Here is a 25,443-nt window from a genome sequence, read left to right as displayed (position 1 = left end):
TTAAATTACCCCCATTTTACTTTTACCCACGGGCCCGGCACAATCCTTGTCACAAATCTTACATTTGTACATTATGGATCTGAATCATAACCCATGGACAGTACTGTCCAGCAAAGTAGAATACGACAATCCCTGGATCAGCGTGACCGAAAACCAGGTGCTGAACCCCTCCGGCGGCAGAGGCATCTACGGCGTAGTTCATTTTAAAAATGCTGCCATAGGTGTCATTCCTTACGACAAAGATGGAAATATCTACCTGGTAGGTCAGTTTCGCTTTGCCATCGATGCCTTCTCCTGGGAGATTCCCGAAGGCGGTGGCCCCCTGGGTACCGATCCCCTGGCATCTGCCAAAAGAGAGCTGCTGGAAGAGACAGGACTCATTGCCCATAGCTGGGAGCCGATTATCAAAATGCACCTGTCCAATTCTGTTTCAGATGAAGCCGGTGTCGTTTACCTGGCTCGTGAGCTGGAGCAGCGCGAAGCAGAACCGGAGGAGACGGAGCAACTGCATATCCGGAAGATTCCCTTCGAAGAAGCATACCAGATGGTAAAGCGGCATGAGATAACGGATTCCCTGTCGATAGCAGCCATCCTGAAGATAAGGCTGATGCAGCTGGAAGGGGAGTTATAGTTTTTGTTGATTCTCCCTCACCCGCTGGAACACCAGCCGTAAATCTTTATCTTTGCGGCAATGGAACACAGAAGACATAAGCCTGCCGGTTTCCGGCAGCATGCGCCCCGGCCTAAGGCCTCGGCCATGGTAATAGGGCGGCAGCCGGTAGTAGAGGCCATCCAGGCCGGGAAAGCCATCGAGCGCATTTACCTGTTACGCACTGCCAGCGGGGACATTATCCCCCAGATCAAAAGCCTGGCTGCACAATATAATATTCCCATCAACCTGGTACCGACAGAAAAGCTGAACAGCCTTACCCAGGCAAATCACCAGGGCTGTATTGCCATTACAGGGCATATCAGCTACCTTGACCTCCAGGATGTGATCTCTCACGTGACCGACTCGGGCGAAACACCCCTGTTCCTCATCCTGGATGGTATTACAGATGTCAGGAACATCGGCGCTATTGCCCGTAGTGCAGTATGCTGCGGCGCGCAGGCCATCATCATCCCTGACAAAGGGATCGCAGCACTCAATGAAGAAGCCATCAAATCCTCGGCAGGTGCACTGGAGAAAATCTCCATCTGCCGTGTAAATAGTCTCCTGAAAGCGATCGATACCTTACACCTGAATGGTATTAAGGTCGTAGCCAGTGAAATGGAAGCCGAAGCCAAACTCTATGACCTGCCCCTGAATGAACCGGTGGCAGTGATTATGGGATCGGAAGATAAAGGCGTTTATCCTGCTCTCCTGAAGGCGACGGACGTTCAGTTCCGCATCCCGATGAGCGGCAATTTTGAATCTTTTAATGTATCAGTGGCAGCAGGGATTATCCTGTACGAAGCGATGAAGCAGAGAGGCATCTAAACTCAATATCATAACATCATCCACCATGAAACTCATTGAATGTCCCCGCGACGCAATGCAGGGCTGGCACCGGTCCATCGACACCGCCGATAAGGTAAACTACCTGAACGCCCTGCTTCGCGTTGGTTTCAATACGATAGACTTTGGCAGCTTTGTATCTCCCAAAGCCATTCCACAAATGGCCGATACCAGAGAAGTCCTGTCACAACTGGACCTCTCCGCTACCAAAAGTCGCCTGTTGGCAATTGTCGCAAACCAGAGAGGGGCTGAAGAAGCCGTGGTGCATGAAGAAATCGCTTACCTGGGGTACCCGTTCTCCATCTCAGAGACATTTCAGTTACGCAATACCAACAAAACGATTGCCGATTCACTGGAACTCGTAGATACCATGCAGGAGCTCTGTATCAAAAACAGCAAGCAACTGGTCATCTATATTTCCATGGGCTTCGGCAATCCTTATGGTGACCCATACGATGCTGCCATCGCCCTGGAATGGGTCGAAAAACTGGTCGAAATGGATATCGTCACCATTTCACTGGCTGATACCGTAGGTGTGGCCACACCTGAAATCATTACACAACTATTTTCCACACTCATAAAAGCATATCCTGTCGTGGAGTTTGGCGCGCATTTCCATTCTGCTCCCCACAACTGGGAGGAGAAAGTAGCCGCTGCCTATACCGAAGGATGTCGCCGATTTGATAGCGCGATCAAAGGGATCGGAGGCTGTCCCATGGCTAAAGATGAACTGGTAGGCAACCTCGCCACTGAGCGCCTGCTGGAATTCTGCCTGAAACAGCATGAGCCTTTACAACTCGACCTGGCGGCTTTAGAAACCGCCCAGCGTATAGCAGATCGCATTTTCTATTAGTACCATGAACTTTCGCCTTACATTTCCGGTTACGCCTTTTCCGGCGCCCCTGCAATATTCAGATCGCTTATTGCTCATGGGGTCCTGCTTTGCAGAAGAAATAGGCGCGCGCCTGCAGGGGCATTACTTCGATGCACTTGTCAATCCGCATGGCATATTGTACAATCCTGTCAGTATCACACAATCGATTCACACGTACCTTGACAATAAGATTTATACCCACGAAGACCTCTTCCAGCAGGGAGACCTCTGGCATAGCTGGGATCACCACAGCCGTTTTTCCGGTGTAGATCCCGATAAAGTACTGGCAGGCATCAACGCCCAACAGGAAGCGGCCACCCAAAGACTGGAAGAGCTGGACTGGTTAATGATCACCCTGGGTTCTGCACACACCTACACCTTGCAGGAAAGCGGAAAGGTAGTGGGCAATTGTCATAAGGCACCAGCATCGGCTTTTTATAAAAAAATGCTGACGGCACAGGATATTATTTCTGCCCTGGACAATGCAATGCATCGCCTGTTTTTCAGGAACAGGAAAGTGAAGATCTTATTTACAATCAGTCCGGTGAGATATGTAAGAGATGGGGTAGTGGAGAATAACCTGAGCAAGGCGATCCTCTTACAGGCGGTACATCATATGGTCAATAAATTCGACCGCCTCTTTTATTTCCCTGCGTACGAACTGGTGGTGGATGACTTGCGGGATTACCGCTTTTACAAAGAAGACCTTGTACACCCGAATGAAATGGCCATCGACTATGTCTGGGAACATTTCATCAAGGCAGGTCTCGCCACTGCTGACCAGTCACTGCTCACGCAGCTTGCTGAACTGAACAGGGCGGCAGCGCATCGTCCTTTCAACCCGGAAGGCAAACAGCACCAGCAATTTATTAATACTTATATAAAGAAGGTGGAGCAACTGATGCAACAGCACCCGGCTTTGCCACTGCAGCACCTTCTCAATCGCTTTAGTTCCCAGGCAAAATAAGCGTTTCCGGGTCTGAAGACCCGGAAACGCTTCCTGAAAAACTTATTCCTTCGAAATCATATTATCCTTTATAAACACCACCCCAATCACAAAGCAAATCAGCGCCACCCCAATCGGATACACTAAGCCCGCCAGGTGATTCTTCGTCTCCGTCACCAATATCGTTGCCACCGTCGGCAACAGGCCGCCAAATACCCCATTCCCCAAATGATAAGGCAAACTCATAGAAGTATACCTGATCCTCGCAGGGAACAATTCCACCAGGAACGCCGCTATCGGCCCATATACCATCGTCACGAATATCACCTGCACCCACACCAGCAACACTAGCTGGATCAAGCCAGCAGTGCCCACTACCACCTCCGTCTTCTTTTCCTCCTTCCCGTCCGTATTCACCACCACCTCTCTCACCTTTGTGTCGTCATCATACATCTTCGTCCTCACCGTCTTCTCTACATTCTGCATCTTCTCATTTCTCGACATCGTATTTTCTATCGTATACTTCGCCTTCAGCTCCGTCTTCAAACTTATATTCCCAATCCTATCCATCCCCGCATAAATCGGGTAATACGACAATGCCGCTATCAGCATCCCCGTCATCATAATCTTCTTTCTCCCGATCTTATCCGACAATCTTCCAAAATAAATAAAGAACGGTGTACCCAACACCAACGCAACCGCGATAATAATATTCGACTGCACAAACTCAATATTCATCGTCTTCTGCAAAAACGACAAAGCATAGAATTGCCCGGTATACCAGATCACACCTTGTCCCATGGCCGCACCAAACAATGCCAGCAACACCACTTTCAGGTTCTCCTTCTTCCCAAAACTCTCTTTGATCGGATTTTTCGCCGTCTTTCCCTCCGCCTTCAACTGCGCAAATTCGGGCGATTCCTGCAACCTGATCCTGATATAATAAGACATCAGTACCAGCAATACGGACAACCAGAACGGCACCCGCCAGCCCCAGTCATTAAACTGTTCTGTTGTCATACTGCTCCTGGTAATCAGGATCACCGCCAGGGATACAAACAATCCCAGGGTAGCCGTCGTCTGTATAAAGCTGGTATAATACCCTCGTTTATCATGCGCCGAATGCTCTGCCACGTAAGTAGCCGCACCTCCATATTCACCCCCCAGCGCCAATCCCTGTAAGAGCCTTAGCAGCAATACAATTATCGGTGCCAGTACCCCGATAGCCGCATAGCCGGGTACCAGGCCTATCGCAAATGTAGACCCACCCATTATGAGTAGTGTGAGCAGGAAAGTATACTTCCTGCCGACAATATCCCCCAGTCTTCCGAACACAATCGCTCCAAAAGGCCTGACTACAAATCCCACCGCAAAAGTGGCCAGTGTCATAATGTAGGCAAGATCAGGATTGCTGGGGGGAAAGAATTTCTCAGCAATAATTGCAGACAGGCTGCCAAAGATGTAGAAATCATACCATTCTATCAGGGTACCAGCCGAAGAGGCCAGGATCACCTGCCAGATGTTGTGCGCGGTCGTGTGTTTATTCATACGTGAGAATATATGTAGTCCTAATAGTTTGAAATGCTACAAATAGTTGTATAAAATAATAAAAAAAACGTAAATATTATATTTTTAGAAGACGCACTTATGCCGTAGATTTTGGACAGATCCCCGCTATGGGGTAAAGTCACTTTTATTTTAAACTTATTCAGCTACCTTCGGGTCAATTAAGGATTTACACCGTCAAGATATATGCGTTTCAGAAGGGTATTTGTTTGTTGGTTAGGGATCGTTTTTTTGCCTGCCGTCATCTTTGCACAGCAGTCAGGGGCGGGCCGTCCCAAAATCGGACTTACCCTCAGCGGCGGCGGTGCCAAAGGCCTGGCCCACATCGGCATCCTTGAAGCCATCGACAGCGCAGGACTGAAAATAGACTACCTCACCGGCACCAGTATGGGCAGCATCGTGGGAGCCCTTTATTCCATGGGCTATTCCGGTAGCGCCATCGAGAAAATGGCCAGGGAACTCGACTGGAACAACCTCTTTACCAACCAACCCGTACTCACCGACATCTCTTACGAAGAAAAGAAAGAGTATAATAAATACATTATCGAAATTCCTTTTGAATACAGCAAGCCTAAACTCGCCTCCGGGGTTATTGCTGGTGAACAGCTATGGCTGGAACTCGCCCGTATGTGCTGGCCGGCCAATGGTACCAGGGATTTTTCTCAATTCAATATTCCTTTCAAATGTATCGCTACCGATGTATCAAATGGTGCCATTGTCACCCTCGATACAGGCGACATAGTTACTGCTATCCGTGCCAGCATGGCCATTCCATCTATTTTCACGGCCATTAATATCGGGGACCGTAAACTGGTAGATGGAGGCGTGGTAAGGAACTTCCCCGTGATCACTGCCAAGGAAATGGGAGCGGACATCGTCATCGGCTCCAATGTATCAGAAGGGCTCCGCAAATCAGATCAGTTACAGACACCCCTGGATGTGATTCAGCAACTAGGTTTCTACAAAGATGCGGACGACTTCAAAGACGAAAAACAACTCTGCGATATCTTCATCCAGCATAAACTGGAAAACTACAGTGCTGCCAGCTTTGGGAGTATTGATTCCATCATCGAAATTGGTAAACGCAAAGGCAGGGAGATGTACCCTATCTTCAAGCACCTCGCAGATTCCCTGCAGGAACTGTATCCCTTGCCGCCTTTCGAAAAAGACCGCCTGCCATTCACGGCCGATATCGAGTTGACAGCGATCCATGTAAATGGCCTCAAACACTCGGATGAGAAATTCTTTTTAGGCCGGCTTGGTCTCAAAACCGGTGGCTGCTATACCTCCCAGCATATCAAAGAAGCCGTACTGAATGTATTCGGTACCCGCTTCTATAAAATGATCACTTACGACCTGGTGCCGGATGGCAAGCGCCAGACCATCATGAACGTAAATGTGGAAGAGAACCCGCTCACGTATGTGAAGTTCGCACTGAGCTATAACAGTTTTACAAATGCCAGCGCAATCGTGAATATTACCCAGCGCAACTTTATCGTACCTAACTCCCGCGCATTTGTAACAGCTGCTATCAGCGAAAATCCACGGGTACAGGCAGAGTACTTTAAATACACCGGGCATGACAGGAACTTTGGCGTGGGCCTGGGTTTCTACTTCGAAGATAACTCCATGACACAATATGAAAACCTGAAAGCAAAGCAGGATTATCATAGTAAATATCTAAGTACAGACATCCATTTCCAGTATACGCTGAATAGTATTATGGCAATTGGTGTCGGCACGCGCTGGGAATTCCAGAACCTGAACCCCCGCTATTCAGAGGAGCAGGAGATCCGGGGCAACAGCACGCAGTTGAACAGCTACTTATATGCGGGCATCAACTCGCTCGACAGGAAAATCTACCCGCGCAAAGGGCTGGACCTGCAATTCGAAGCAGGCTGGATCTATAATGAAAACCCGGGTTTCAGAGCCTTCCGCGATGGGGTGCAACAACCACTGGATTCTACCAATTTCAGTTTTGCCGATTACCAGCGGGCGATGTTACAGGCAAAGTATCATATTCCTTTTGGCTACCGGGGTGCTTTGCAAATACAGGCGGGTGGCGGTGTGAACTTTAATCACAGGCAAGGCCCGATCAATGCATTTCTGATCGGGGGACTTGCGAACGTACTGCGCAACCAATTACCATTTGTCGGGATCCTCGAAGGGGAGGTCAATACATCATCAGCAGCTACGCTGCAACTGGCTTACCAGTATGAAGTCACTAAGAATATCTTTACCACACCAAGAGTAGGTGCAGCAGTGTATGATTTTATGGGGGATGTGAATCAGCGGTATAATTACCTGAGTGGCTACGGTATTTCTGCCGGCTACTCCACGTTCATGGGGCCTATAGAAGGGACGATGATGTATTGCGACCAGGATGGCCGTTTACGTTTTTATGTCAATATTGGGTTTAATTTTTAATAAAGAGATACCGCCAGCATGTACCAAAGATTAATTACAACGCTGATAATTGTTATCATCTCCTTTCTTGCAATGCGTTCTGCTTATAGGAAGGTTCAAAACCGTAATGAAACAATTAAGGAAGAGAATCGGGTGCTTGTCAATATAACTGATGTATATGCTCCTTCTTCAAAACGGAATGGTACTGTAAGTTTTAGACATAATGGGGGCATACAAAAAGTTACTATATGCCCTGGCTGCAGCATCAATTTTAAAATTGGAGAGCAGATTCCCATATATTATAATGCACAAAATAACACGTATATATCGGAAAATGATGGTTTGGGAAACGATCCTTACATGGGATGGTATGTAGGCCTGATGTTATTCATTGCAGTGATTATTTACTGGCTTTGCCAGCTAAGTTTCAAGGGCAGAAATCTGATAAAAAAGAGTGCGGCAGGATGATCATCCTGCCGCACTCTTTTTTATATGCTAATGCATTCTATCTCCTCTCACCTCCATCTTATCCATAATATCCGCCTCTATATTCAACCATTCCTGCCAGCGTGTCTTCACCCTTTCTTCCGGCAGATATTCATTAGCCAGGTCTATAAACAGGCGATAATGCCCCGCCTCAGAAATCATAAATTTCCGATAAAACTCCCGCAGGTATTCATCTTCCAGCCCTTCACTCAGCAATCTGAAACGTTCGCAGCTACGCGCCTCAATCAGCGCGAAGGTCAGCAGGCGATCCAGGAAAACTGTATCCGGGTCTCCGCCTTTATTTTGGTGCAGCATCAGTTCATTTACGTATAAATCCTTTCGTTGTTTTCCTAACTGGAAACCACGTTTCCTCATCTCCGCCAATACCTGCCTGAAATGTCCCCATTCTTCCGTCACGATCGGAGCCAGTTCCTGTACCAGCCTGTCCCTGTGCGGATAACGCTGGATGAGCGAAATACAGGAAGTTGCAGCTTTTTGCTCACAAAAAGCATGGTCAGTCAGCACTTCTTCCAGAGAAATAGCGGCCAGGTTTACCCAACGTGGGTCAGAAGGAAGATGAAGTCCGAGGATGGATACTTTACTCATGCGCGTTAAGTTGCTTTTCATTAATTATCGTCCGCAAAGTTACTTAGCTTTGAAAGATGAAAGAAGATTTTCTTTTAACGCAACTCGCAGCGCGCAAAGAACAGCATGCCTTCCGGCAATTACGCCTGCCGGCTCCCGGTATGGTAGACTTTTGTTCCAACGATTACCTGGGCCTGGCAAAGAGTATGGCCATGCAGGAAGCGGTGCACCAGCTCCTGGCAGCCCGTCCTTTTGCACATGGTAGCACCGGTTCCCGCTTGCTTGCCGGCAATTATGCCTGGGTAGAAGAAACCGAATCCATGCTGGCCGCCTTTCACCAGAGTGCCGCTGGCCTGATTTACAATTCCGGCTACGATGCCAATCTCGGTTTGTTTAGTGCAGTGCCTCAGAAAGGAGATACAATCATTTATGATTCCCTGATTCACGCAAGTATCCGCGATGGCATCCGCCTTTCAAAAGCACAGGCATTTTCATTCCTGCACAATGATCCCCAGGACCTGGAGAAGAAGCTGGCCAATGCTGGCGGCAATGTATTTGTAGCGGTAGAGTCAGTGTACTCCATGGATGGTGATTTTGCGCCTTTATCCGCCATTACATCCATTTGTGAAAGGGCAGGGGCCTACCTGGTGGTGGACGAGGCCCATGCTACCGGTGTAGTGGGGGCCAAAGGGGAAGGCCTGGTACAGCACCTGGGATTGCAGGGGCAATGTTTTGCCAGGGTACACACTTTTGGCAAGGCAGTAGGTTGTCATGGCGCAGTGGTGTTGGGGTCCGCTCATTTACGCGATTTTCTCATCAATTTTTCCCGCTCATTTATCTATACCACGGCCCTGCCGCCTACCGCGATGGCAGCTATCATGGCCAGTTACGATCTGTTCCCTTACATGCAGGAGGCAAGAGCTCATTTATCGGCCTTAATCGCCCGTTTCCGGGAGGGAGTGGCTGCGCTGGATACATTGCCTGGCGAAACGCCTATCCAGGTCGTTTTGAGCCCCGGAAACACCGCTGCCCGCGATTTGGCGGCACGCCTGCAGGGTGAAGGTCTGGATGTGAGGGCTATTTTACACCCCACCGTGCCAAAAGGCGGGGAGCGCCTGCGGATCGTATTGCATAGTTTCAACACAGAAGAGGAAGTGGACAGGTGTATAGCCGTCCTGACTAAGTAGTAAATAGCTGATGCTATTGGGTTTAGTTGGCTCAAAAGGGTCAACTTTGGCTCTCCTTGCGCTTTCTAAGGGAGATAACCCGTAGATAACCCGCAGATAACCCGCATATAATCCGCCAATAACCTGCATTCTAAAAGAGGCGGCTTACCTGCGGATCATAGCCGGTTTATTAGCAGGTTACCCCTATCTGAGGGTTAAATCCGGCAAGGATCGACAATACCCTCGCTCTTTTTAAAAAATTAAGCGCCTTTCGATGGCTTTGCGGTTCGCTGCTCCCAGAATTCTGTATATTAGCTATTCACTTCCTTGCTATGAGAATTCTACCATTCGCCATTTCGACCGGAATAACCGCCGTACTCATTTTCGCTTTGTCCCAGAAATGGGGTGCCCTGCCTCCTGTAGGCCCTTTACTCAGCCCCCAGGAAGGGTTCTGGCAAAACGCTACCCCTATCAGCAAAGACTATAATGAAACCATCGACCTCCCTGGACTTACAGGTAAAGCCGAAGTATGGCTGGATGACCGTATGGTGCCTCATATTTTTGCAGAGAATGAAGCGGATGCTTACTATATAGAAGGTTTTATACATGCCCGTGATCGTCTCTGGCAAATGGAGCTGCAGATCTTTGCCGCCTCTGGCCGCCTGTCCGAAATCTTAGGCCCTAAAATGCTGGATTACGACAGGATGCAACGCCGTCGTGGTATGATCTACAGTGCAGAGGTTGCATTGAAGGAAATGGAAAAGGATCCCCTCACCAAAACAGCTGTGGAATCCTACGCTGCCGGTGTAAATACTTATATCGCCTCATTGAGCAAGGCATCACTGCCTATAGAATATAAGCTCCTGGATTACAAACCAGAGGCATGGACCACCCTGAAGTCCGCCATATTGCTCAAACTGATGGCAAACGACCTGGCCGGTGAAGCTGAAGACCTGGAATACACCAATGCCCGCCGCCTCTTCAGCCTGAAGGATTTCAACCTGATGTATCCTGATTTCAATGATAGCCTGGACCCGATCGTGCCTAAAAACACACAATTCGATCCGGCTACGCTGAAGGCGGTACCTCCGCCGGATAGCATCATCAAACTGGCGGGAATTTTACAAAAGTTCAAAGAGGAAAAACCTGATCCGGACAATGGCAGTAACAACTGGGCAGTCGCAGGTTCCAAAACCCGCTCGGGGGCACCGATCCTTTGTAATGATCCACACCTGGGTCTGAGTCTGCCTTCACTCTGGTACGAAATTCAACTCCATACGCCGCAAATGAATACCTATGGCGCTTCATTGCCTGGTGCACCGGGAGTAATCATTGGTTTCAATAACGACATTGCCTGGGGTGTGACCAATGGGGAAGAAGATGTAAAAGACTTCTACAAATTGCAGTTCCGCAATGGCCGTAAGCAATATTTGTTCAAGGGAGCATATCGGGATGCAGACCTTCGCATAGAAAAAATCAACATCAGGGGCCAAAAACCTTTCTACGACACGGTGGCATATACCGTATGGGGTCCCGTCGCATATGATAACACATTCCCTGAGCACCAGAAAGAAGAATTCCAGTTCCTGGCCATGCGCTGGAAAGCCCATGATCCTTCGAATGAGCTGCGTACTTTCCTGCTCCTCAACAGGGCAAAGAATTACGACGATTACCTCGCTGCGATCAAAGACTACCAATGTCCTGCGCAGAACTTTGCCTTTGCTTCGAGGGCCGGCGATATCGCCATCTGGCATAATGGAAAGTATCCTTTGCGCTGGAAAGACCAGGGGAAATTTGTTATGCCTGGCGATGACAGTACCTTTGCATGGCAGGGGTATATTCCTCAAAACGAATTGCCACATTTACATAATCCGGCAAGAGGTTTTGTTAGTTCTGCCAATCAAAATCCGACAGATGATACCTATCCTTATAATTTCGTCGGGGGTTATGACCTGTTCCGCGGCAAGCGTATCAATGAGGTACTGGCGGCTGACAGCCAGATCACTATCCAGGATATGATGGCCTTACAAAATGACTACACCAACCTGCTGGCAAGGGCTGCGCTTCCGGTATTTGGTGCGCACCTGAACAAGGCATCGTTGACACCTGATCAACAAAACTACTGGGCACTCCTTACATCGTGGAACCAGCAAAGCACTGCTGATAGCAAGGCTGCTACAGTGTTTCAGTTAGTCTGGAACAATTTGCAAAGCGAGATATGGAATGATGATATGGCACAGTTCGGAGAAGATGCCTATCAAATGCCATGGGAAAAAACAACCCTGAATTTATTAATTAAGGATACAGCCTTTCACTTCATAGACAATATCAACACACCGGAAAAAGAAACTTTGTCCGGCCTGATGTACGCAGCCCTGGCCAAGGCAGCGGACACCGCAAAAATGCTGGAAGGGAAAAATAAATTAGAGTGGGGGCGTTACCGTGGTACTGACATCAGGCACATCACCCGTAGTATTGTTCCGTTTGGTGCATATCACTTGTATACAGGCGGTGGCCGGCATATCGTGAATTGTATCAAAGAAAATCACGGGCCATCCTGGAGAATGATTGTGCAGATGGGAGATCCTGTAGAAGCTTATGGGATCTATCCTGGCGGGGAAAGCGGGAACCCGGGTAGTCCGTATTATGATAATGCAGTGCAGGATTGGGTGAATGGAAAATATTACCTGCTGCATCTGTTTAAGCCCGACCAGCGGGAGGATCCGGCGGTGAAGTACAGGATGATTTTAAATTAATTTAAAAAATAATTGCGTTTGGATTTGGAAGAAATTAATTAATTCCTATCTTTGCACTCCCAATCACGAAGAAAGGGAATGATTCCGTAGCTCAGTTGGTAGAGCAATACACTTTTAATGTATGGGTCTTGGGTTCGAGTCCCAACGGGATCACAGAAAAGCCCGGCTTCTCAGCGAAGTCGGGCTTTTTATTTGTAGTCATTGTTTGTCATTTCTTCAGCTAACTTTAGCAGCACCTGGAAAATTTTCAGGCTTCCGCAGGAATTCAATTTGATCCATCGCTTCCCCTTTACATCGGTGCTTCATAGTATTCAAACCAATGCTTATCCAATTGCTTTTGCAAGATCACTTTGTATTCATAGCCCCTGTTCCTGGCAGATGTGGCTATTAAAGTATCTCCACTTTTTGCCTTTTCATTTTCCGTATACAAATAGCCCTTGTTGGTCGTGAAGCCTACAACCACCCTGAAAAGAAAAAAGTCTTTATTCCTGACAAATTCATTCACACCTGCTTTGTCAAACAGTTGCAGGCAACTATACAGGCTATCTGCAGGAACATTTATTTCCGCCGCTCTCCTCCTGTAATTATAATAATTGGCCTGGTCCGCCTGGGTGGTGTCTAAAAAGATGTTTTGCAGATTTACATTGAACTCGTTGCCGTCATACCTTGTGTCGAGGATGGAGATATTATCAATAGGCTGCAGACGCCGGACCTGGTTGACAAAGGCACTTGCTGCTCCGATATTAAAGTCTTTCATTTTATGCAACTCGTATACGTGTGATGGGGCCTTGCAGGCAAAACATGTTATTGCTGCAATGACAGGCAGGGATTTAAAAAATGAGTTCATAAATCATTGTTTGGGTTACTGATGAATGTTTTTCTAAAACTTATTCTTTCATTTATAAAAGTACAGGCATAAAGCCACCCTGTACACATCCCGGCACAGGAATCAGCTGATCGCCGGATTGATCTACATAGGGTAGCTCCATAATACTTTGGTACCAGCGTTTCCTGAAAGGCACCTCCACGGTAGTCGGGTCAATCAATACATGAAAACCGCCCCTGGTCTCCACAAAGCTCACCTTAGCAGAATGACCGATCCGCTCAAAGATCTTCGCCTTTAATTCCTCTCCAAAATTCTCATCCTTATAATCAAAATCAAAATCCACAAAACAACTCCTGCTTTTGGATTTTTGAATTTCATTCATCACTTCCTGGTGAGGGTTTGCAGACTTGTTCTGGTGCTGTATTGTTTTTGCCAGGGCCGTCAGCGATCCGAACAGGGCATCATACATACTTCTTGGGTTCGGGGTGATATAGATAGCCAGGGCTTCCTGTGGAACAGGCTCACCTTTGTGTGTGTATGCCCCCACCGGGCATTCCAGTTGCCAGATTTTGCTAAACAGATCCTCTTTCCGGCTGGTGAAGCGTTTCAATTGTTGTTTATCCGACTTGATAGCAGCTGAATATTTGCTTCTGGCAAGCAGGGATACATAGTAGACTTCACTATCTTCCAGTACCGGCAACCAATCAATAAATGCACGCAGTACAGCTTCGTCCTTGATAATTTTATAGTTCATTCCTCAGGCATAGGTTTGGGAGAAAATTACGATAATTTTTTAGGATCTTCTAAGAGACCGGGTTGTTAGCTCAGATTTGGTTTAACTGTGCATACATAAAAAGTAGTGCCTTTTTTTTGAAAATAGTTTTCATTCTCCCTGCTGAATTCCCTCTTTCATGAAATTTTTATTTGAAAAAATATTATCTTAGCAACTAAGATATTTACCGAATAAGATATATTTATGGATACGGATGTCGTCACCCAGATCAGGAGACTCAGTCAGGCATATGCCTACACCTCCATTCAAATGCATGAGGCTATTGGCCGGAAGGCGGGGCTATCAGGTACTGATCATAAGTACCTGGGCTTTTTATTACAGAAAGGCGAAATGACAGCCGGTGAGTTGGCCGGGCTTTCCGGGCTGACTACCGGTGCGGTAACCGGCTTGATAGACAGGCTGGAAAAGAAGAAGCTGGTCAAAAGGCAATTGGCGGAAGAGGATAGAAGAAAGGTGATGATCGTACCGGATACCAAAAAGATCATGGCTTTGCTGGAGCCTTTGTACAGGCAGTACCGCAGTCAGTCTGAAAAACTGATTGCTTCCTTCAACAATAAAGAACTGAAAGTACTTGAAAAGTATTTTTCCGGTGCGATTGAGATTATGAATGAGACAACTGATAAATTATGATACTGGATTTTAAGGAAATAGATCATACTCAACTGCCATTGGTTGGAGGCAAGGGTGCCAGGCTGGGAGCACTTTCCAGGATAGAAGGGATCCAGGTGCCGGAAGGATATTGTATTACAACAGATGTATATAAAGACATCATTGCGCACATATCAATACGGATTGATAAAGACAATATTGCTGCTTCGGCTGCAAAGATCAGGGCCGCTATTCAAGGTGTGCCCGTGCCGGAACAGGTTGTAAAGGCTGTTTCCTTATTAAGTGAAGAAAGTACCTATGCGGTACGCTCCAGTGCCACAGCGGAGGATCTGCCCACGGCATCCTTTGCAGGGCAGCAGGATTCCTACCTGAATATCAAAAAGGACCAGCTCATTACACATATCAGTCAGTGCTGGGCATCCCTGTTTACAGAGAGGGCTGTTGTGTACCGGGAGCAACATGGCTTTGATCATACCAAAGTATACCTGTCGGTGATTATTCAGAAAATGGTGTTCCCGGAAGCATCCGGCATCCTGTTTACCGCAGACCCTGTGACAGGCCATAGAAAAGTGTTGTCTATTGATGCCGGTTTCGGACTGGGAGAGGCACTGGTAGGTGGGCTTGTGAATGCGGATAATTATAAGGTGAAAGAGGGGATAATAATTGAAAAAAAGATTGCTGATAAGCATTTACAGGTTGTAGCTGCCGAAACAGGAGGAACGATCCAACAGGAAATTGATAAAGACAGGCAAAATGCGCCTGTTCTGACCGATGAGCAATGTATATCACTAAATGCTCTTGGACGTAAAATAGAGGCTTATTTTGGCCAGCCACAGGATATTGAATGGTGCCTGGCAAACGGGGAGTTTTATATTGTACAGAGCCGGCCGATTACGACCTTATATCCCATTCCGGTGTCCGATGACCAGGAAAATCATGTCTACCTTTCTGTCGGGCATAACCAGATGATGACCGATGCCATGAAGCCCCTGGGATTATCTTTCTTCTTAATGACCACTCCTGCCCGCATGTGTACAGCGGGAGGCCGCCTGTACATCGATGTGGCCCCGCATTTATCAGCGCCTGCCAGCAGGGAAATGCTGATAGGTACCTTTGGGAAATATGATCCTTTGTTCAGGGATGCACTTATCACGATAGTTGAACGGGAAGGTTTTATCAAACCATCAGCGGATACGATGCCTCCCCGCCCTCAAACGAAAGTTGAAAATGATCCGGCAATTGTAGCAGAGTTGATTCAGGCGGCCAGGGCATCTATAGATGAATTAAGGAACTCTATCCAAACGCAGCAGGGAGTCGCCTTGTTTGATTTCATTCAGCATGACCTGGAAACCTTAAAAAGAAACCTCTCTAACCAACAAAGTTTAGCCGTCATTATGGCCGGGATGGAGACCTCTGCCTGGGTCAATGAGAAAATGTTCGAATGGCTGGGTGAAAAAGGTGTAGCCGATATTATTTCTCAATCTGTACCGAATAATATTACGTCAGAAATGGGATTGGCATTGCTCGATGTCGCTGATGCGATGCGGCCATTCCCGGAAGTCATTGCTTTTTTACAGGAGGCTCATGAACAGGATTTTTTAGCTGAATTAAAGCAGTTAAATCCTACGGCCTGGAAAGCGATTACTGATTACCTTGACAGGTATGGCATGCGCTGTGTAGGAGAAATTGATATTACGAAAACCCGCTGGAGTGAGCAACCGGCCATGCTGGCACCACTGATCCTGAGCAATATCCGGAACTTTGCACCGGGCGAGAGCCGGCGTAAATTTGAGAAAGGCAAACTGGAAGCTGAGAATAAAGCCAGAGATTTATTATCCCGCCTGAATTCGGAACAGGCTGCGGAAACAAAAGAAAAAATCAGCCTGATCCGGAATTTTATCGGTTACAGGGAGTTCCCGAAGTATGCTAAGATCTGCCGGTATTTTATATATAAACAGGCGATCTTAAAAGAAGCGGAGTTACTGGTGCAGGCAGGCGTGATCCGGGAGAAAGAAGATATTTATTACCTCACTTTTGATGAACTGCGGGAAGTAGTGCGTACGCATCAGCTGGATGATCAATTGATCGATACACGTAAAGAAGAATTTAAGATCTTTGAAAAGTTGACACCACCAAGAGTGATGACTTCTGACGGGGAGATCATCAGCAGTGTTTATAAACTGGAAAATCTTCCTGCCAATGCCCTTGTTGGATTAGCTGTTTCCGCGGGCATCATAGAGGGAAGGGCCAGGGTAATCCTGAAGATGGAAGACGCAGACCTGGAAGAGGGAGATATATTGGTCACGACTTTTACTGATCCCAGCTGGACACCGCTATTTGTATCAATCAAAGGGTTGGTGACGGAAATAGGCGGTTTGATGACGCATGGGGCAGTTATCGCCAGGGAGTATGGACTGCCGGCAGTGGTGGGAGTTGCCAATGCAACGAAGATTATTAAAGACGGGATGCGGATCCGGGTGAACGGCAGTGAGGGATTTATAGAAATACTGAGTAGTGAAAATGGAAAATAATAGAACTCATTTCATAAATGGGTGTTTGTAATCGATAGTCAATGATGACGGGTAATTATGAAATGAGTGCTGGTAAACAATAATATTTGAATAATTATGACGAGCCAGGAAATGATTGCTTTTAAAACTACTTTAAAGCAGGCAGGGTTAGCAGTAATCAACAAACGAATTGAATTAAACAAGCAAATGATCGCCAATGCGCAGGAGGCCGCCAACAATGAAGAGAAAAGCTCCGCAGGCGATAAATACGAAACCGGCCGGGCCATGGGGCACCTGGAAAAAGACATGCATGCCCGCCAGCAGGAAGAAAACAAATCAGAACTTGACAGGCTGCAAAAAGTAAACACTGAGAAAATCTACACCAGCGCCCAGGCCGGTGCCTACATCAAATGTAAAGGAACATCCTTTTTCATCGCGGCAGGCTTAGGCAAACAAACAATCAATGAAGAGACCATCTTTTTCCTATCTCCCTTATCACCCTTAGCCAAATTACTGCAAGGGAAAAAGGAAGGGGATACCTTCCTTTTTAACAAAGAAGAAAGAACCATTCTTTCTTTATTTTAGTCAGCCTTAAGACTCTTTACAGGATTCGTCAGTGCCGCCTTACATGCATGGTAGCCGGTGGTCAGCAGCGAGATAACAATTACCAGCAAACCAGTGCCTACAAACACCCACCATTCGATCATCGTTCTGTAAGCATATCGCTGCAGCCATTCATGCATCGCGTACCAGGCCAGAGGTGCCGCTACCAGGAGTGCAATGCCTACCAGTACAAGGAAATCTTTCGTCAGCAAACTGATAATTCTTACTACCGAAGCACCCAGTACCTTACGAATCCCAATTTCCTTGATCCGCTCTTCTGCCATATAACTGGCCAGTCCAAATAAACCCAGGCAGGATATCAGTACTGTCAGTACAGCAAACAAGGTGGTCAGTCGTGCTACGATCGTCATATCCAGGAATTTCACTTCGTAATCTTTATCTACAAAATGATATTCGAATGGATAACTGGCATTGTATTTTGCAAAGAGCTTTTCTACCTCCTGTACCTGTTTCACCATATCCCCGCCTGCTGCCAGCCGCATATGAATCACGTTGAAGTACATATTTTTTGCGCCAACTATGATCATAGGATGTGTATGTTCATAAGGAGAACCATAGATGTAATCTTTAAATACTCCTACCACCCGGTAATCTGTATTAAACTCATGGATCACTTCTCCAATCGGTTCTTTGAATCCCATCGCTTTCATGGCAGATTCATTGATAATTACTGCCGTTGAGTCGCCCGGGAACCTGCCCAGGTCAAGATCCCGGCCCTGTACTAATGTCATACCTGCTGTACGTATTAAACCTTCATCCTGCGCACCACGTTCAAAATCCGTATTGTTAGCAGGATCTTTCCCTCTCCATGATACAGTAGTGGATGAACTGAAGGGCTCTGTCAACTGCGATGCCGTACGGGTCACCGAGATGGCAATCCCTTTGGACAACAGCTCCTGCTTCAGGGACTGGAAATTTTTATCCAACTCCGTATTTGTCCAGTGATACATCAGTTTTTCGCCATTATACCCCGCATTCCTGTTACGCGCATACTGTAATTGGCGGACTACCACTATCGTAGATATAATTAGTGTGATAGCAATACAGAATTGTAATACTACCAGGACCTTTCGATGATTAATGGTACCTCTCCCTTTTTTAAATGTCCGTCTGAAGATGCCCGCAGGGTGAAATGAAGAAAGGAAGAAGGCAGGATAGCTCCCTGCAAGTAGACCTGTCAGCAAAATGAAGCCCACCAGTGTGAGCCAGAAGATCCAGTTGCGAACCGGTAAAACCAGCTCCTGGTTGATGAGTAAATTGAAGACGGGCAATAAAAGGAATACAGCTATTACTGCTATGATGCCGGCGATGCTGACCAATAGTACCGACTCCAGCAGGAACTGAAATACCAGGGATTGTTTCTGTGCACCGACTGCCTTGCGGATGCCGACTTCTTTCGCACGCTTTTCACTACGCGCTGTACTGAGGTTCATGAAATTAATACAGGCAATCAGGAGTATAAAAGCGGCGATGATGCCGAACAACCTTACTATTTCAATACGACCGCCGGTGATCTGGCCGTTTTCAAATTTTGAATACAAATGCCATTTGCTCATCGGGTGCAGGAACACTTCTGTCTGTTCCCTGCCGCCGGTATGTTTGTTTGTAATATCTTTTATTTGCTGATTGATGGCAGCTGCTGTCGTATTAGGTGTAAGCTGGACGAATACACTTACCGAGTTGTTGGTCCAGGACTGATCATCATTGCCTCCCAGGTAAATGTAATAATTCCATGGCAGCAGGTATTCAAATTTGAAGGTACTGTTTAATGGCAGATCTTTTAAGATCCCTGTTACCCTAAAGCGATCATTGTTGATCGTGATGATCTGATCCATCGGGTCGGCTGTTCCAAACATTTTAGCTGCCATCTTCTCCGTGATGACGATGGAGAATACATCGCTGAGTGCTGTCTTTACATTTCCCCTTATGAGTGGAAAGCTGAACATGGAGAGGAAGGAGGGATCTACTACAAGTGCATTTGTAGACAATCTCTTATCACCGACCTTGGTGACAAACCAGCGGGAGTCTGTGCGGCAGGTATTGACAATCCCTGCATATTCATTCTTTAGTGCTGCTGCCAGTGGCTTAGGAACTGCATTCCAGCATTGCAGTTTATTGTCGTAGGTACCCCTGTTCCAGGCCTGGTATAGATAATCTTTATGCTCATGGAACTTGTCATAGCTTACTTCATTGTAGATCCATAAGCATATCAGCATAGAGCATCCGATACCCAGTACTAATCCTGTGATATTGATCAGTGAAAAGGTCCTGGTTCGCAGCAGGTTCCTGCATGCTATTTTAAAGTAACTTTTGAACATAACAATGAGTTTTTCAATCTGCTCTCAGGCTTTTTACGGGGTTGGTCAGCGTTGCCCTGTATGCATGATAGCCGGTTGTTATCAATGATATTAGCATTACGATCACACCAGCGCCAGCGAAGATCCACCAGTCAATACTGATCCTGTAAGCATATCCCTGCAGCCATTTGTGCATGCCGTACCAGGCGAGGGGTGCTGAAATAGCCAGTGATATAGCGACCAGTACCAGGAAGTCTTTCGTCAGCAATGTCATGATCTTCATCGCAGAAGCACCCAATACTTTGCGGATGCCAATTTCTTTAACCCTGCCTTCCGCGATGTAGCTGGCCAGGCCAAATAAACCGAGGCAGGAAATGAAGATAGTCAGCAAGGCAAACAGGGTGGTTAATCTTGCCACGCGCTGCATGTCCTGGAATTTCTTAGCATAATCCTCATTCACAAAATGATATTCGAAGGGGTAGCTGGGGCAATATTTTGTAAAGATCTTTTCTACTTCCTGTATTTGTCTGACTACATCAGTGGCGGGAGATAACTTCACATGCAGGTTATTCATGTAGGAAGATTTTGGCCCCGTTAAGAGCACAGGTTTACTGTTTTCAAAGGGAGAACCAAAGAGGATATCACCAAATACACCTATTACATGGTATTCCCTGTCATTGTCTCTAACAGTTTCACCAATGGGATTTTTGAAGCCCATTATTTTAGCGGCAGTTTCATTGATCAGCATCGCTGATGAGTCAGTAGGGTACTTTACTAAATCAATATCACGGCCCATGATCAATTTAAGTCCTGCAGTTTTTACTAATCCCCCATCTTCGGCTTTTCTTTCAAAGAGCGTATTATCCCCTTCGGGCTTGCCCTTCCAGAAGATGCCCCAGGTAGAACTATATTGTTCTGTGAGTTTGGAATCGGTCTCACTAACAGATGTAGCTAAACCGGATGATAGTAATTCACTTTCTATCAGGGCGCGGTTTTTAACGATCTCCTTGTTAAGTTCATGATACATCAGTAAACCTCCTGTGAAGCCGGCATTCCTGTTGCGTGCATAATCCAGTTGCCGTACGATAATAACTGTAGCGATGATCAGGATAGTGGAAATACAGAATTGCAGTACCACCAGTATTTTACGGGGACTTACATTGCCCTTCAGTTTTTTGAAGGAAGCCCTGAAGATGCCGGCGGGACTAAAGGAGGAAAGAAAGAATGCAGGATAACTACCCGCCAGGAGTCCGGTGAAAAGAATAAATCCTGCTACCAGGCTCCAGAACACAGGACTTGTATAAGGAAGTGTGAGTGCCTGGTCGATCATGTGGTTGAACACAGGTAATGCCAGGGATACAAGTATGACAGACAGGATACCGGCAATAGTGGTGAGCAGGATTGACTCTACCAGGAACTGGCTGATCAGGGATTGCCGCATGGCACCGACTACTTTGCGGATTCCTACTTCTTTCGCACGTTTTTCACTGCGTGCGGTACTGAGGTTCATGAAATTGATACAGGCGATGAGCAGTATGAATGCAGCGATGAAGCCGAACAGGCGGACTATTTCAATACGGCCACCTGTGATCTTTCCTTCTTCAAATTTGGAGAACAAATGCCATTTGGTCATCGGGTGCAGGAAGACCTCTATCGGCAATTCTCCTTTGGAATGTTTGATCGTAACTTCTTTAATACGGGCATCCATTTCAGTTTCACTAACATTGGGTGCCAGTTGTACAAAGGTAGATATGCTGTTATTGCCCCAGAACTGGTCATCCTGTCCGATACTTTGCAGGTACATCCAGGAGAGCAGGTAGTCAAATTCAAAAGTGCTGTTGATGGGTGGGTTTTTGAGTACCCCGCTTACTTTATAAGGCTCGTCATTGATAGTAATGAGGCGATCGATTACGTCAGTAGTGCCAAACATTTTGTTCGCCATCTTTTCGGTGAGCAGCACACTATGAGGATCATTCAGTGCGGTGGTCTTATTACCTTTTAGTAAGGGGAAGGTAAATATGTTGAGGAAGGATGTATCGACGAACATTCCTTTTGAAGAGATCTTTTTGTCACCTGCTGCCGTTACAAAGGTATTTGTACTGGTACGGCAGGTATTGGCTACGCCTGGATAGTCCTGCCGAAGAGCAGCAGCGAGCGGTTTAGGCGTATAGTTCCAGCAAAAAATTTTGCCGTCTATTGGAGCACGGTTATAGACCTGGTAGATAGTTTCGCGGTGCTGGTGGAACCTGTCAAAGCTTACTTCATTGTAGAGCCAGAGGCAGATCAGCATGCAGCAGGACATGCCCATTACAAGTCCGGTGATATTAATAAAAGAGAACGTTTTTGTTCTCAACAGACTCCTGCATGCAATTTTGAAGTAATTTTTAAACATAGTGATTAATTCAATCTGTACCGTCCGTGTCAAAGGTAATGCCGGAACATAAAGCGTTAAATATTAGGTCATTATAGTGAAAATTTGCAGGGGAATTGTCCGCTTGCGGACAAATACTGTACAATAATGATACATATTTTTATATTTTAGGCTTATGTTTTACCCACGTTTAAAAACGCTACTGATCTGCCTTTTACTGAAGGCATCTTCCGTTTTAGCCCAGAGTAAGCCTAATATAGTGCTTTTTATTTGCGATGACCTGAATCAGCAGGATGTAGGTTGTTATGGTAATGTGGATGTGCGGACTCCGCATATGAATGCCCTTGCTTCAGAGGGGATGCGTTTTAACAGGGCATATGCGGCATCGCCGATCTGTACGCCATCAAGAAGTGTGATGTTTACAGGGATGTATCCTTTTCACAATGGGGCGCAGATGAATCATTTTACGGTAAAGCCGAATACCCCAAATTTACCACAGTACCTGCATGAACTGGGGTATAGGGTAGTTATTTCAGGAAAGACGGATGTGTTTCCTTTGCACAATTTTCCATTTGAACGGATAGGAGAGGAGTTTGGTCAATATGCTCCTATAGAGACAAGATTGGATAGAAAGAAGGAGACGGTGCATATGATAGAAAGTCATTTCAAAGAAAAAGGGCAGCAGCCGATTTGTTTGATAGTCGCGCCCTGGGTACCGCATGTGCCCTGGTTCCCGAACAGGCGTTTTGATCCGGACAAATTGAAGTTACCCGACTACCTGGTGGATACAAAAGCGACGAGAAATGCGCTGGCATCGTATTACCAAAGTATCGAAGCAGCAGATAGTTTGCTGGGAGAGGTAATGGTGGCAATAGATAAGGCCGGCCAGAAAAAGAATACAGTCATGCTGTTTATATCCGATCAGGGAGCACAGTTTCCATCGGCGAAGTGGTCAGTGTATGACCAGGGATTAAGGGTACCATTGATTGTGAGATGGCCGGGGATGGTGAAGGCCGGGGAAGTATCTGATGCGCTGGTCTCACTGGTCGATCTGACACCTACAATGGTAGACCTGGGAGGAGGGAAAGCGATTGATAGCCTGGATGGGGAGTCATTTAAGAATGTATTGTTAGGCAAGAAGAACGCGCATCATGCCTATATTTTTGCGGAAACATCGATGGAGCCGCATTTCTGGTATAATTATACGCCGGCGAGAACGGTGATTACGGCGGAAGGTTTTCATTATATCAGGAATTATCATCCTGGTGTACAGTTTATCACGCATATTGATAAGGTGGAGCGGAATGCTTATTATTTTGATACCTGGGTAGCTGCGGCAAAGACGAATGCGAAAGCGAAGTTTTTGTTGGACAGGTATAGTTATCATCCGCCGGAGGAGGTATATGATTTGAATAATGATCGGGATGAGTTTGAGAACCTGGTGGACACCGGTATGCGGACATCAGCGTTAAGGGATTTGCTGGATAAGGAATTGAAGCGGCAGGGAGAGACGGAGGAGATGATCTTGTCCGGGACATTGCCCGTGTTTTTTGACAGGAGTTATACCATAAAGCAATATGGGAGTGCAGCGGATCTTTCTTTCAATAAAAAGTTATGGACACCAGAGGTGCTGGTCGTGACGGCGTATTTGGGCGGGATTGATAAGGGGGGAGTAGTGTGTGATTATTTTGGGAATTTTAAATTGTATGCATATGAGGGAAGAATAGGAGTAGTGATGGGAGATGGTACAGACTTGCATAGTGAGGTGCTGACGGCGAAAGAGGGGCAGTTGGTGTGTAAGTTGTCGGAGAAGGGCGCATTGGAAATTCAGTTTGATAATAACGTTATATTGACGGCACAGGTGAAGGAAAACCTGATGAAGATAAAGGGGGGCTATGTGACTTGTGGAAAGGTGCAGGGAGAGGAGCTGGGAGGAAAGTTGCAGACATTTGAGGGGGCGATAACGGATTTGAGGTTTACGATGAATGAATAGAAATGGAGATAGATCATTTTGAAAATAATAATGCTGATTACGGGTGCTGAGCGAATTTCCCTGGTTTTTGATTAATATATATGATTTTTTTTGTTTAAAAGTTTTGCTGTAACTTAAGCATAGTTATCAGTCGATAATATTTTTCCTGCGATAAATTATTACATAACACCTGGGGTACGGAGTAATCCGTGCCATGGGTGTTTTTTGTTTTTACTATCCGGGCAGATTGGAGATAAGTTCCTGCATTCATTCATTGTTTAATGTAAAACCATAAAAAATGTCACAATTTGAAAGAAGTAATCTTGATGCCCATTACGATAAAGGTGCGTCTGCAATTGGGGAAGCAGCTGTTTTAGAATTTAAGGCTGCTTTGTATGATGGAAGAATGGTTAATATGCGGGTCGAGATTAGTGGAACAGCGCATGATTTGATAGAGAATGTTTATGATTTAAAATTTGGACCTGTAGATAATAAAGGCCGGATTGATAACCGCTCGGAATTTGTATATGCGGATTATCGATTGATCTTTTCATCGATTATGCGTTTCATGCTGGAATATTTAAAATTTTATCCTGATCGTAGTATAGGCATGAACAGCAATGATGATACCAGGGATTATTTGCGATATGCAATAATTATGTGGGAATTTGACCAGCTAAACCGGGACTTTGACGTTTGTGGGGTGAATTTATACGTACGGTTGAACTGTCCTGCTTCGATGGAATACGACAGTCCATTTGATTTTAATAAAATTTACCCGGAAACGGTAAAGTTAAGCAGGGAGCTGAATATTCCGGTTGACAATTTGTACAATTACATCGTTTTTAAATTAAAAACACAATAAACAGTTAGTTATGGAAGAACAAAAAGAAAGCATCCAGGAGTATGTCAGGAAGTATATGGAGGAGAACCTGGAAGGATTCATCAAAGAATTTGAGGAATTCAGGGAGTGGAAAAAAAATCCTCCATTACCTTGTTTTAAAAAAAAGCGCAAGCTAAAGCCGGGTGATAGAGGCTTCATTTTTAAAGATGGGATAATGCAAAGGGTGGTTTTGACAGCGGAGGATTTCCCAGAGCTGGATTTGACAGCGCAGGATTGAAAATGAAAATGGCCACGCAGTGAGAAGTGCACCTAAA

At 46.2% G+C, this 25,443-nt stretch carries 20 protein-coding genes and 1 tRNA gene; 15 read left to right on the top strand and 6 right to left on the bottom strand.

Features of this window, described 5'->3' with window-relative positions:
• Nucleotides 1-73 precede the first annotated feature (73 nt).
• From DXN04_RS22685 to DXN04_RS22670, 4 genes are read left to right on the top strand one after another with little or no spacing between them, the layout of a single operon-like run.
• The gene (locus DXN04_RS22685) at nt 74-631 is read left to right on the top strand and encodes an NUDIX domain-containing protein (protein WP_116855692.1); all 558 of its coding nucleotides are present in this window, start codon (nt 74-76) and stop codon (nt 629-631) included.
• A 60-nt stretch (nt 632-691) separates the two neighbouring features.
• Complete coding sequence (rlmB, locus tag DXN04_RS22680) at nt 692-1,480, top strand: 23S rRNA (guanosine(2251)-2'-O)-methyltransferase RlmB (RefSeq protein ID WP_116855691.1); 789 nt, start codon at nt 692-694, stop codon at nt 1,478-1,480.
• Nucleotides 1,481-1,505: 25 nt separating this feature from the next.
• Entirely contained in the window at nt 1,506-2,351 is an 846-nt protein-coding gene (locus tag DXN04_RS22675) for a hydroxymethylglutaryl-CoA lyase (RefSeq protein ID WP_116855690.1), read from the top strand.
• A gap of 4 nt (nt 2,352-2,355) precedes the next feature.
• A complete protein-coding gene (locus DXN04_RS22670; protein WP_116855689.1) occupies nt 2,356-3,339 on the top strand; it encodes a GSCFA domain-containing protein in 984 nt (327 codons plus the stop codon).
• 42 nt (nt 3,340-3,381) lie between these two features.
• Here DXN04_RS22670 and DXN04_RS22665 read toward each other — a convergent pair whose 3' ends face one another.
• Entirely contained in the window at nt 3,382-4,866 is a 1,485-nt protein-coding gene (locus tag DXN04_RS22665) for an MFS transporter (RefSeq protein WP_116855688.1), read from the bottom strand.
• Between the two features lie 204 nt (nt 4,867-5,070).
• Between DXN04_RS22665 and DXN04_RS22660 the strand changes: the two genes are divergently transcribed.
• Nucleotides 5,071-7,311 (top strand): patatin-like phospholipase family protein, encoded by a 2,241-nt coding sequence (locus tag DXN04_RS22660; RefSeq protein WP_116855687.1) that lies wholly within the window; start codon nt 5,071-5,073, stop codon nt 7,309-7,311.
• A gap of 18 nt (nt 7,312-7,329) precedes the next feature.
• Nucleotides 7,330-7,758 carry a hypothetical protein gene (locus DXN04_RS22655; RefSeq protein ID WP_147320036.1) on the top strand — a complete coding sequence of 143 codons (429 nt, stop codon included), beginning with the start codon at nt 7,330-7,332 and terminating at the stop codon, nt 7,756-7,758.
• Nucleotides 7,759-7,785: 27 nt separating this feature from the next.
• Here the strand turns inward: DXN04_RS22655 and miaE are convergent, their stop codons facing one another.
• A complete protein-coding gene (gene miaE, locus DXN04_RS22650; RefSeq protein ID WP_116855685.1) occupies nt 7,786-8,382 on the bottom strand; it encodes a tRNA-(ms[2]io[6]A)-hydroxylase in 597 nt (198 codons plus the stop codon).
• 56 nt (nt 8,383-8,438) lie between these two features.
• Here miaE and DXN04_RS22645 point away from each other — a divergent pair, with 56 nt between their 5' ends.
• The 3 genes from DXN04_RS22645 to DXN04_RS22635 all read left to right on the top strand — a co-directional run bounded on the left by DXN04_RS22645 (nt 8,439) and on the right by DXN04_RS22635 (nt 12,436).
• A complete protein-coding gene (locus DXN04_RS22645; protein ID WP_116855684.1) occupies nt 8,439-9,548 on the top strand; it encodes an aminotransferase class I/II-fold pyridoxal phosphate-dependent enzyme in 1,110 nt (369 codons plus the stop codon).
• A gap of 311 nt (nt 9,549-9,859) precedes the next feature.
• On the top strand, nt 9,860-12,283 hold the full coding sequence (locus DXN04_RS22640) for a penicillin acylase family protein (RefSeq protein WP_116855683.1): 2,424 nt from the start codon (nt 9,860-9,862) through the stop codon (nt 12,281-12,283).
• An 80-nt stretch (nt 12,284-12,363) separates the two neighbouring features.
• A tRNA-Lys gene (locus DXN04_RS22635) sits at nt 12,364-12,436 on the top strand.
• A gap of 136 nt (nt 12,437-12,572) precedes the next feature.
• Here the strand turns inward: DXN04_RS22635 and DXN04_RS22630 are convergent.
• The gene (locus DXN04_RS22630) at nt 12,573-13,130 is read right to left on the bottom strand and encodes a hypothetical protein (RefSeq protein WP_116855682.1); all 558 of its coding nucleotides are present in this window, start codon (nt 13,128-13,130) and stop codon (nt 12,573-12,575) included.
• Nucleotides 13,131-13,182: 52 nt separating this feature from the next.
• The gene (locus DXN04_RS22625) at nt 13,183-13,863 is read right to left on the bottom strand and encodes a hypothetical protein (protein WP_116855681.1); all 681 of its coding nucleotides are present in this window, start codon (nt 13,861-13,863) and stop codon (nt 13,183-13,185) included.
• Between the two features lie 222 nt (nt 13,864-14,085).
• Between DXN04_RS22625 and DXN04_RS22620 the strand changes: the two genes are divergently transcribed.
• The 3 genes from DXN04_RS22620 (at nt 14,086) to DXN04_RS22610 (ending at nt 17,606) form a co-directional block, all read left to right on the top strand.
• The gene (locus tag DXN04_RS22620; RefSeq protein WP_116855680.1) at nt 14,086-14,532 is read left to right on the top strand and encodes a MarR family winged helix-turn-helix transcriptional regulator; all 447 of its coding nucleotides are present in this window, start codon (nt 14,086-14,088) and stop codon (nt 14,530-14,532) included.
• Nucleotides 14,529-17,042: a phosphoenolpyruvate synthase gene (gene ppsA, locus DXN04_RS22615; protein ID WP_116855679.1), complete on the top strand. Its 2,514-nt coding sequence runs from the start codon at nt 14,529-14,531 to the stop codon at nt 17,040-17,042. The genes DXN04_RS22620 and ppsA overlap by 4 nt, the downstream gene beginning before the upstream one ends.
• A gap of 96 nt (nt 17,043-17,138) precedes the next feature.
• Nucleotides 17,139-17,606: a hypothetical protein gene (locus DXN04_RS22610; RefSeq protein ID WP_116855678.1), complete on the top strand. Its 468-nt coding sequence runs from the start codon at nt 17,139-17,141 to the stop codon at nt 17,604-17,606.
• On the opposite strand, the gene DXN04_RS22605 is transcribed toward DXN04_RS22610, so the two are convergent.
• Nucleotides 17,603-19,963: an ABC transporter permease gene (locus tag DXN04_RS22605; protein ID WP_116855677.1), complete on the bottom strand. Its 2,361-nt coding sequence runs from the start codon at nt 19,961-19,963 to the stop codon at nt 17,603-17,605. The genes DXN04_RS22610 and DXN04_RS22605 overlap by 4 nt on opposite strands.
• 13 nt (nt 19,964-19,976) lie before the next feature.
• Complete coding sequence (locus tag DXN04_RS22600) at nt 19,977-22,334, bottom strand: ABC transporter permease (RefSeq protein ID WP_116855676.1); 2,358 nt, start codon at nt 22,332-22,334, stop codon at nt 19,977-19,979.
• Between the two features lie 154 nt (nt 22,335-22,488).
• On the opposite strand from DXN04_RS22600, the gene DXN04_RS22595 reads away from it, so the two are divergent.
• From DXN04_RS22595 to DXN04_RS22585, 3 genes are all read left to right on the top strand, one after another.
• Entirely contained in the window at nt 22,489-24,306 is a 1,818-nt protein-coding gene (locus tag DXN04_RS22595) for a sulfatase family protein (protein ID WP_116855675.1), read from the top strand.
• A gap of 277 nt (nt 24,307-24,583) precedes the next feature.
• The gene (locus DXN04_RS22590; RefSeq protein WP_116855674.1) at nt 24,584-25,150 is read left to right on the top strand and encodes a DUF6934 family protein; all 567 of its coding nucleotides are present in this window, start codon (nt 24,584-24,586) and stop codon (nt 25,148-25,150) included.
• Between the two features lie 10 nt (nt 25,151-25,160).
• Nucleotides 25,161-25,406, top strand: coding sequence for a hypothetical protein (locus tag DXN04_RS22585; protein ID WP_116855673.1), 246 nt, complete (start codon nt 25,161-25,163; stop codon nt 25,404-25,406).
• Nucleotides 25,407-25,443 lie beyond the last annotated feature (37 nt).

The sequence above is a fragment of the Chitinophaga silvisoli genome, from assembly GCF_003412465.1.
Lineage (GTDB): Bacteria > Bacteroidota > Bacteroidia > Chitinophagales > Chitinophagaceae > Chitinophaga > Chitinophaga silvisoli.
The sequence above is the reverse complement of the archived record's forward strand: the minus strand, read 5'-3'. Positions and strand labels throughout refer to the sequence as shown.

Excerpts from the sequence above, each read along its gene's own strand:
- DXN04_RS22685 (WP_116855692.1), top strand. The coding sequence starts at position 74 with ATGGATCTGAATCATAACCCATGGACAGTACTGTCCAGCAAAGTAGAA.
- rlmB (WP_116855691.1), top strand. The coding sequence starts at position 692 with ATGGAACACAGAAGACATAAGCCTGCCGGTTTCCGGCAGCATGCGCCC.
- DXN04_RS22675 (WP_116855690.1), top strand. The coding sequence starts at position 1,506 with ATGAAACTCATTGAATGTCCCCGCGACGCAATGCAGGGCTGGCACCGG.
- DXN04_RS22670 (WP_116855689.1), top strand. The coding sequence starts at position 2,356 with ATGAACTTTCGCCTTACATTTCCGGTTACGCCTTTTCCGGCGCCCCTG.
- DXN04_RS22665 (WP_116855688.1), bottom strand. The coding sequence starts at position 4,866 with ATGAATAAACACACGACCGCGCACAACATCTGGCAGGTGATCCTGGCC.
- DXN04_RS22660 (WP_116855687.1), top strand. The coding sequence starts at position 5,071 with ATGCGTTTCAGAAGGGTATTTGTTTGTTGGTTAGGGATCGTTTTTTTG.
- DXN04_RS22655 (WP_147320036.1), top strand. The coding sequence starts at position 7,330 with ATGTACCAAAGATTAATTACAACGCTGATAATTGTTATCATCTCCTTT.
- miaE (WP_116855685.1), bottom strand. The coding sequence starts at position 8,382 with ATGAGTAAAGTATCCATCCTCGGACTTCATCTTCCTTCTGACCCACGT.
- DXN04_RS22645 (WP_116855684.1), top strand. The coding sequence starts at position 8,439 with ATGAAAGAAGATTTTCTTTTAACGCAACTCGCAGCGCGCAAAGAACAG.
- DXN04_RS22640 (WP_116855683.1), top strand. The coding sequence starts at position 9,860 with ATGAGAATTCTACCATTCGCCATTTCGACCGGAATAACCGCCGTACTC.
- DXN04_RS22630 (WP_116855682.1), bottom strand. The coding sequence starts at position 13,130 with ATGAACTCATTTTTTAAATCCCTGCCTGTCATTGCAGCAATAACATGT.
- DXN04_RS22625 (WP_116855681.1), bottom strand. The coding sequence starts at position 13,863 with ATGAACTATAAAATTATCAAGGACGAAGCTGTACTGCGTGCATTTATT.
- DXN04_RS22620 (WP_116855680.1), top strand. The coding sequence starts at position 14,086 with ATGGATACGGATGTCGTCACCCAGATCAGGAGACTCAGTCAGGCATAT.
- ppsA (WP_116855679.1), top strand. The coding sequence starts at position 14,529 with ATGATACTGGATTTTAAGGAAATAGATCATACTCAACTGCCATTGGTT.
- DXN04_RS22610 (WP_116855678.1), top strand. The coding sequence starts at position 17,139 with ATGACGAGCCAGGAAATGATTGCTTTTAAAACTACTTTAAAGCAGGCA.
- DXN04_RS22605 (WP_116855677.1), bottom strand. The coding sequence starts at position 19,963 with ATGTTCAAAAGTTACTTTAAAATAGCATGCAGGAACCTGCTGCGAACC.
- DXN04_RS22600 (WP_116855676.1), bottom strand. The coding sequence starts at position 22,334 with ATGTTTAAAAATTACTTCAAAATTGCATGCAGGAGTCTGTTGAGAACA.
- DXN04_RS22595 (WP_116855675.1), top strand. The coding sequence starts at position 22,489 with ATGTTTTACCCACGTTTAAAAACGCTACTGATCTGCCTTTTACTGAAG.
- DXN04_RS22590 (WP_116855674.1), top strand. The coding sequence starts at position 24,584 with ATGTCACAATTTGAAAGAAGTAATCTTGATGCCCATTACGATAAAGGT.
- DXN04_RS22585 (WP_116855673.1), top strand. The coding sequence starts at position 25,161 with ATGGAAGAACAAAAAGAAAGCATCCAGGAGTATGTCAGGAAGTATATG.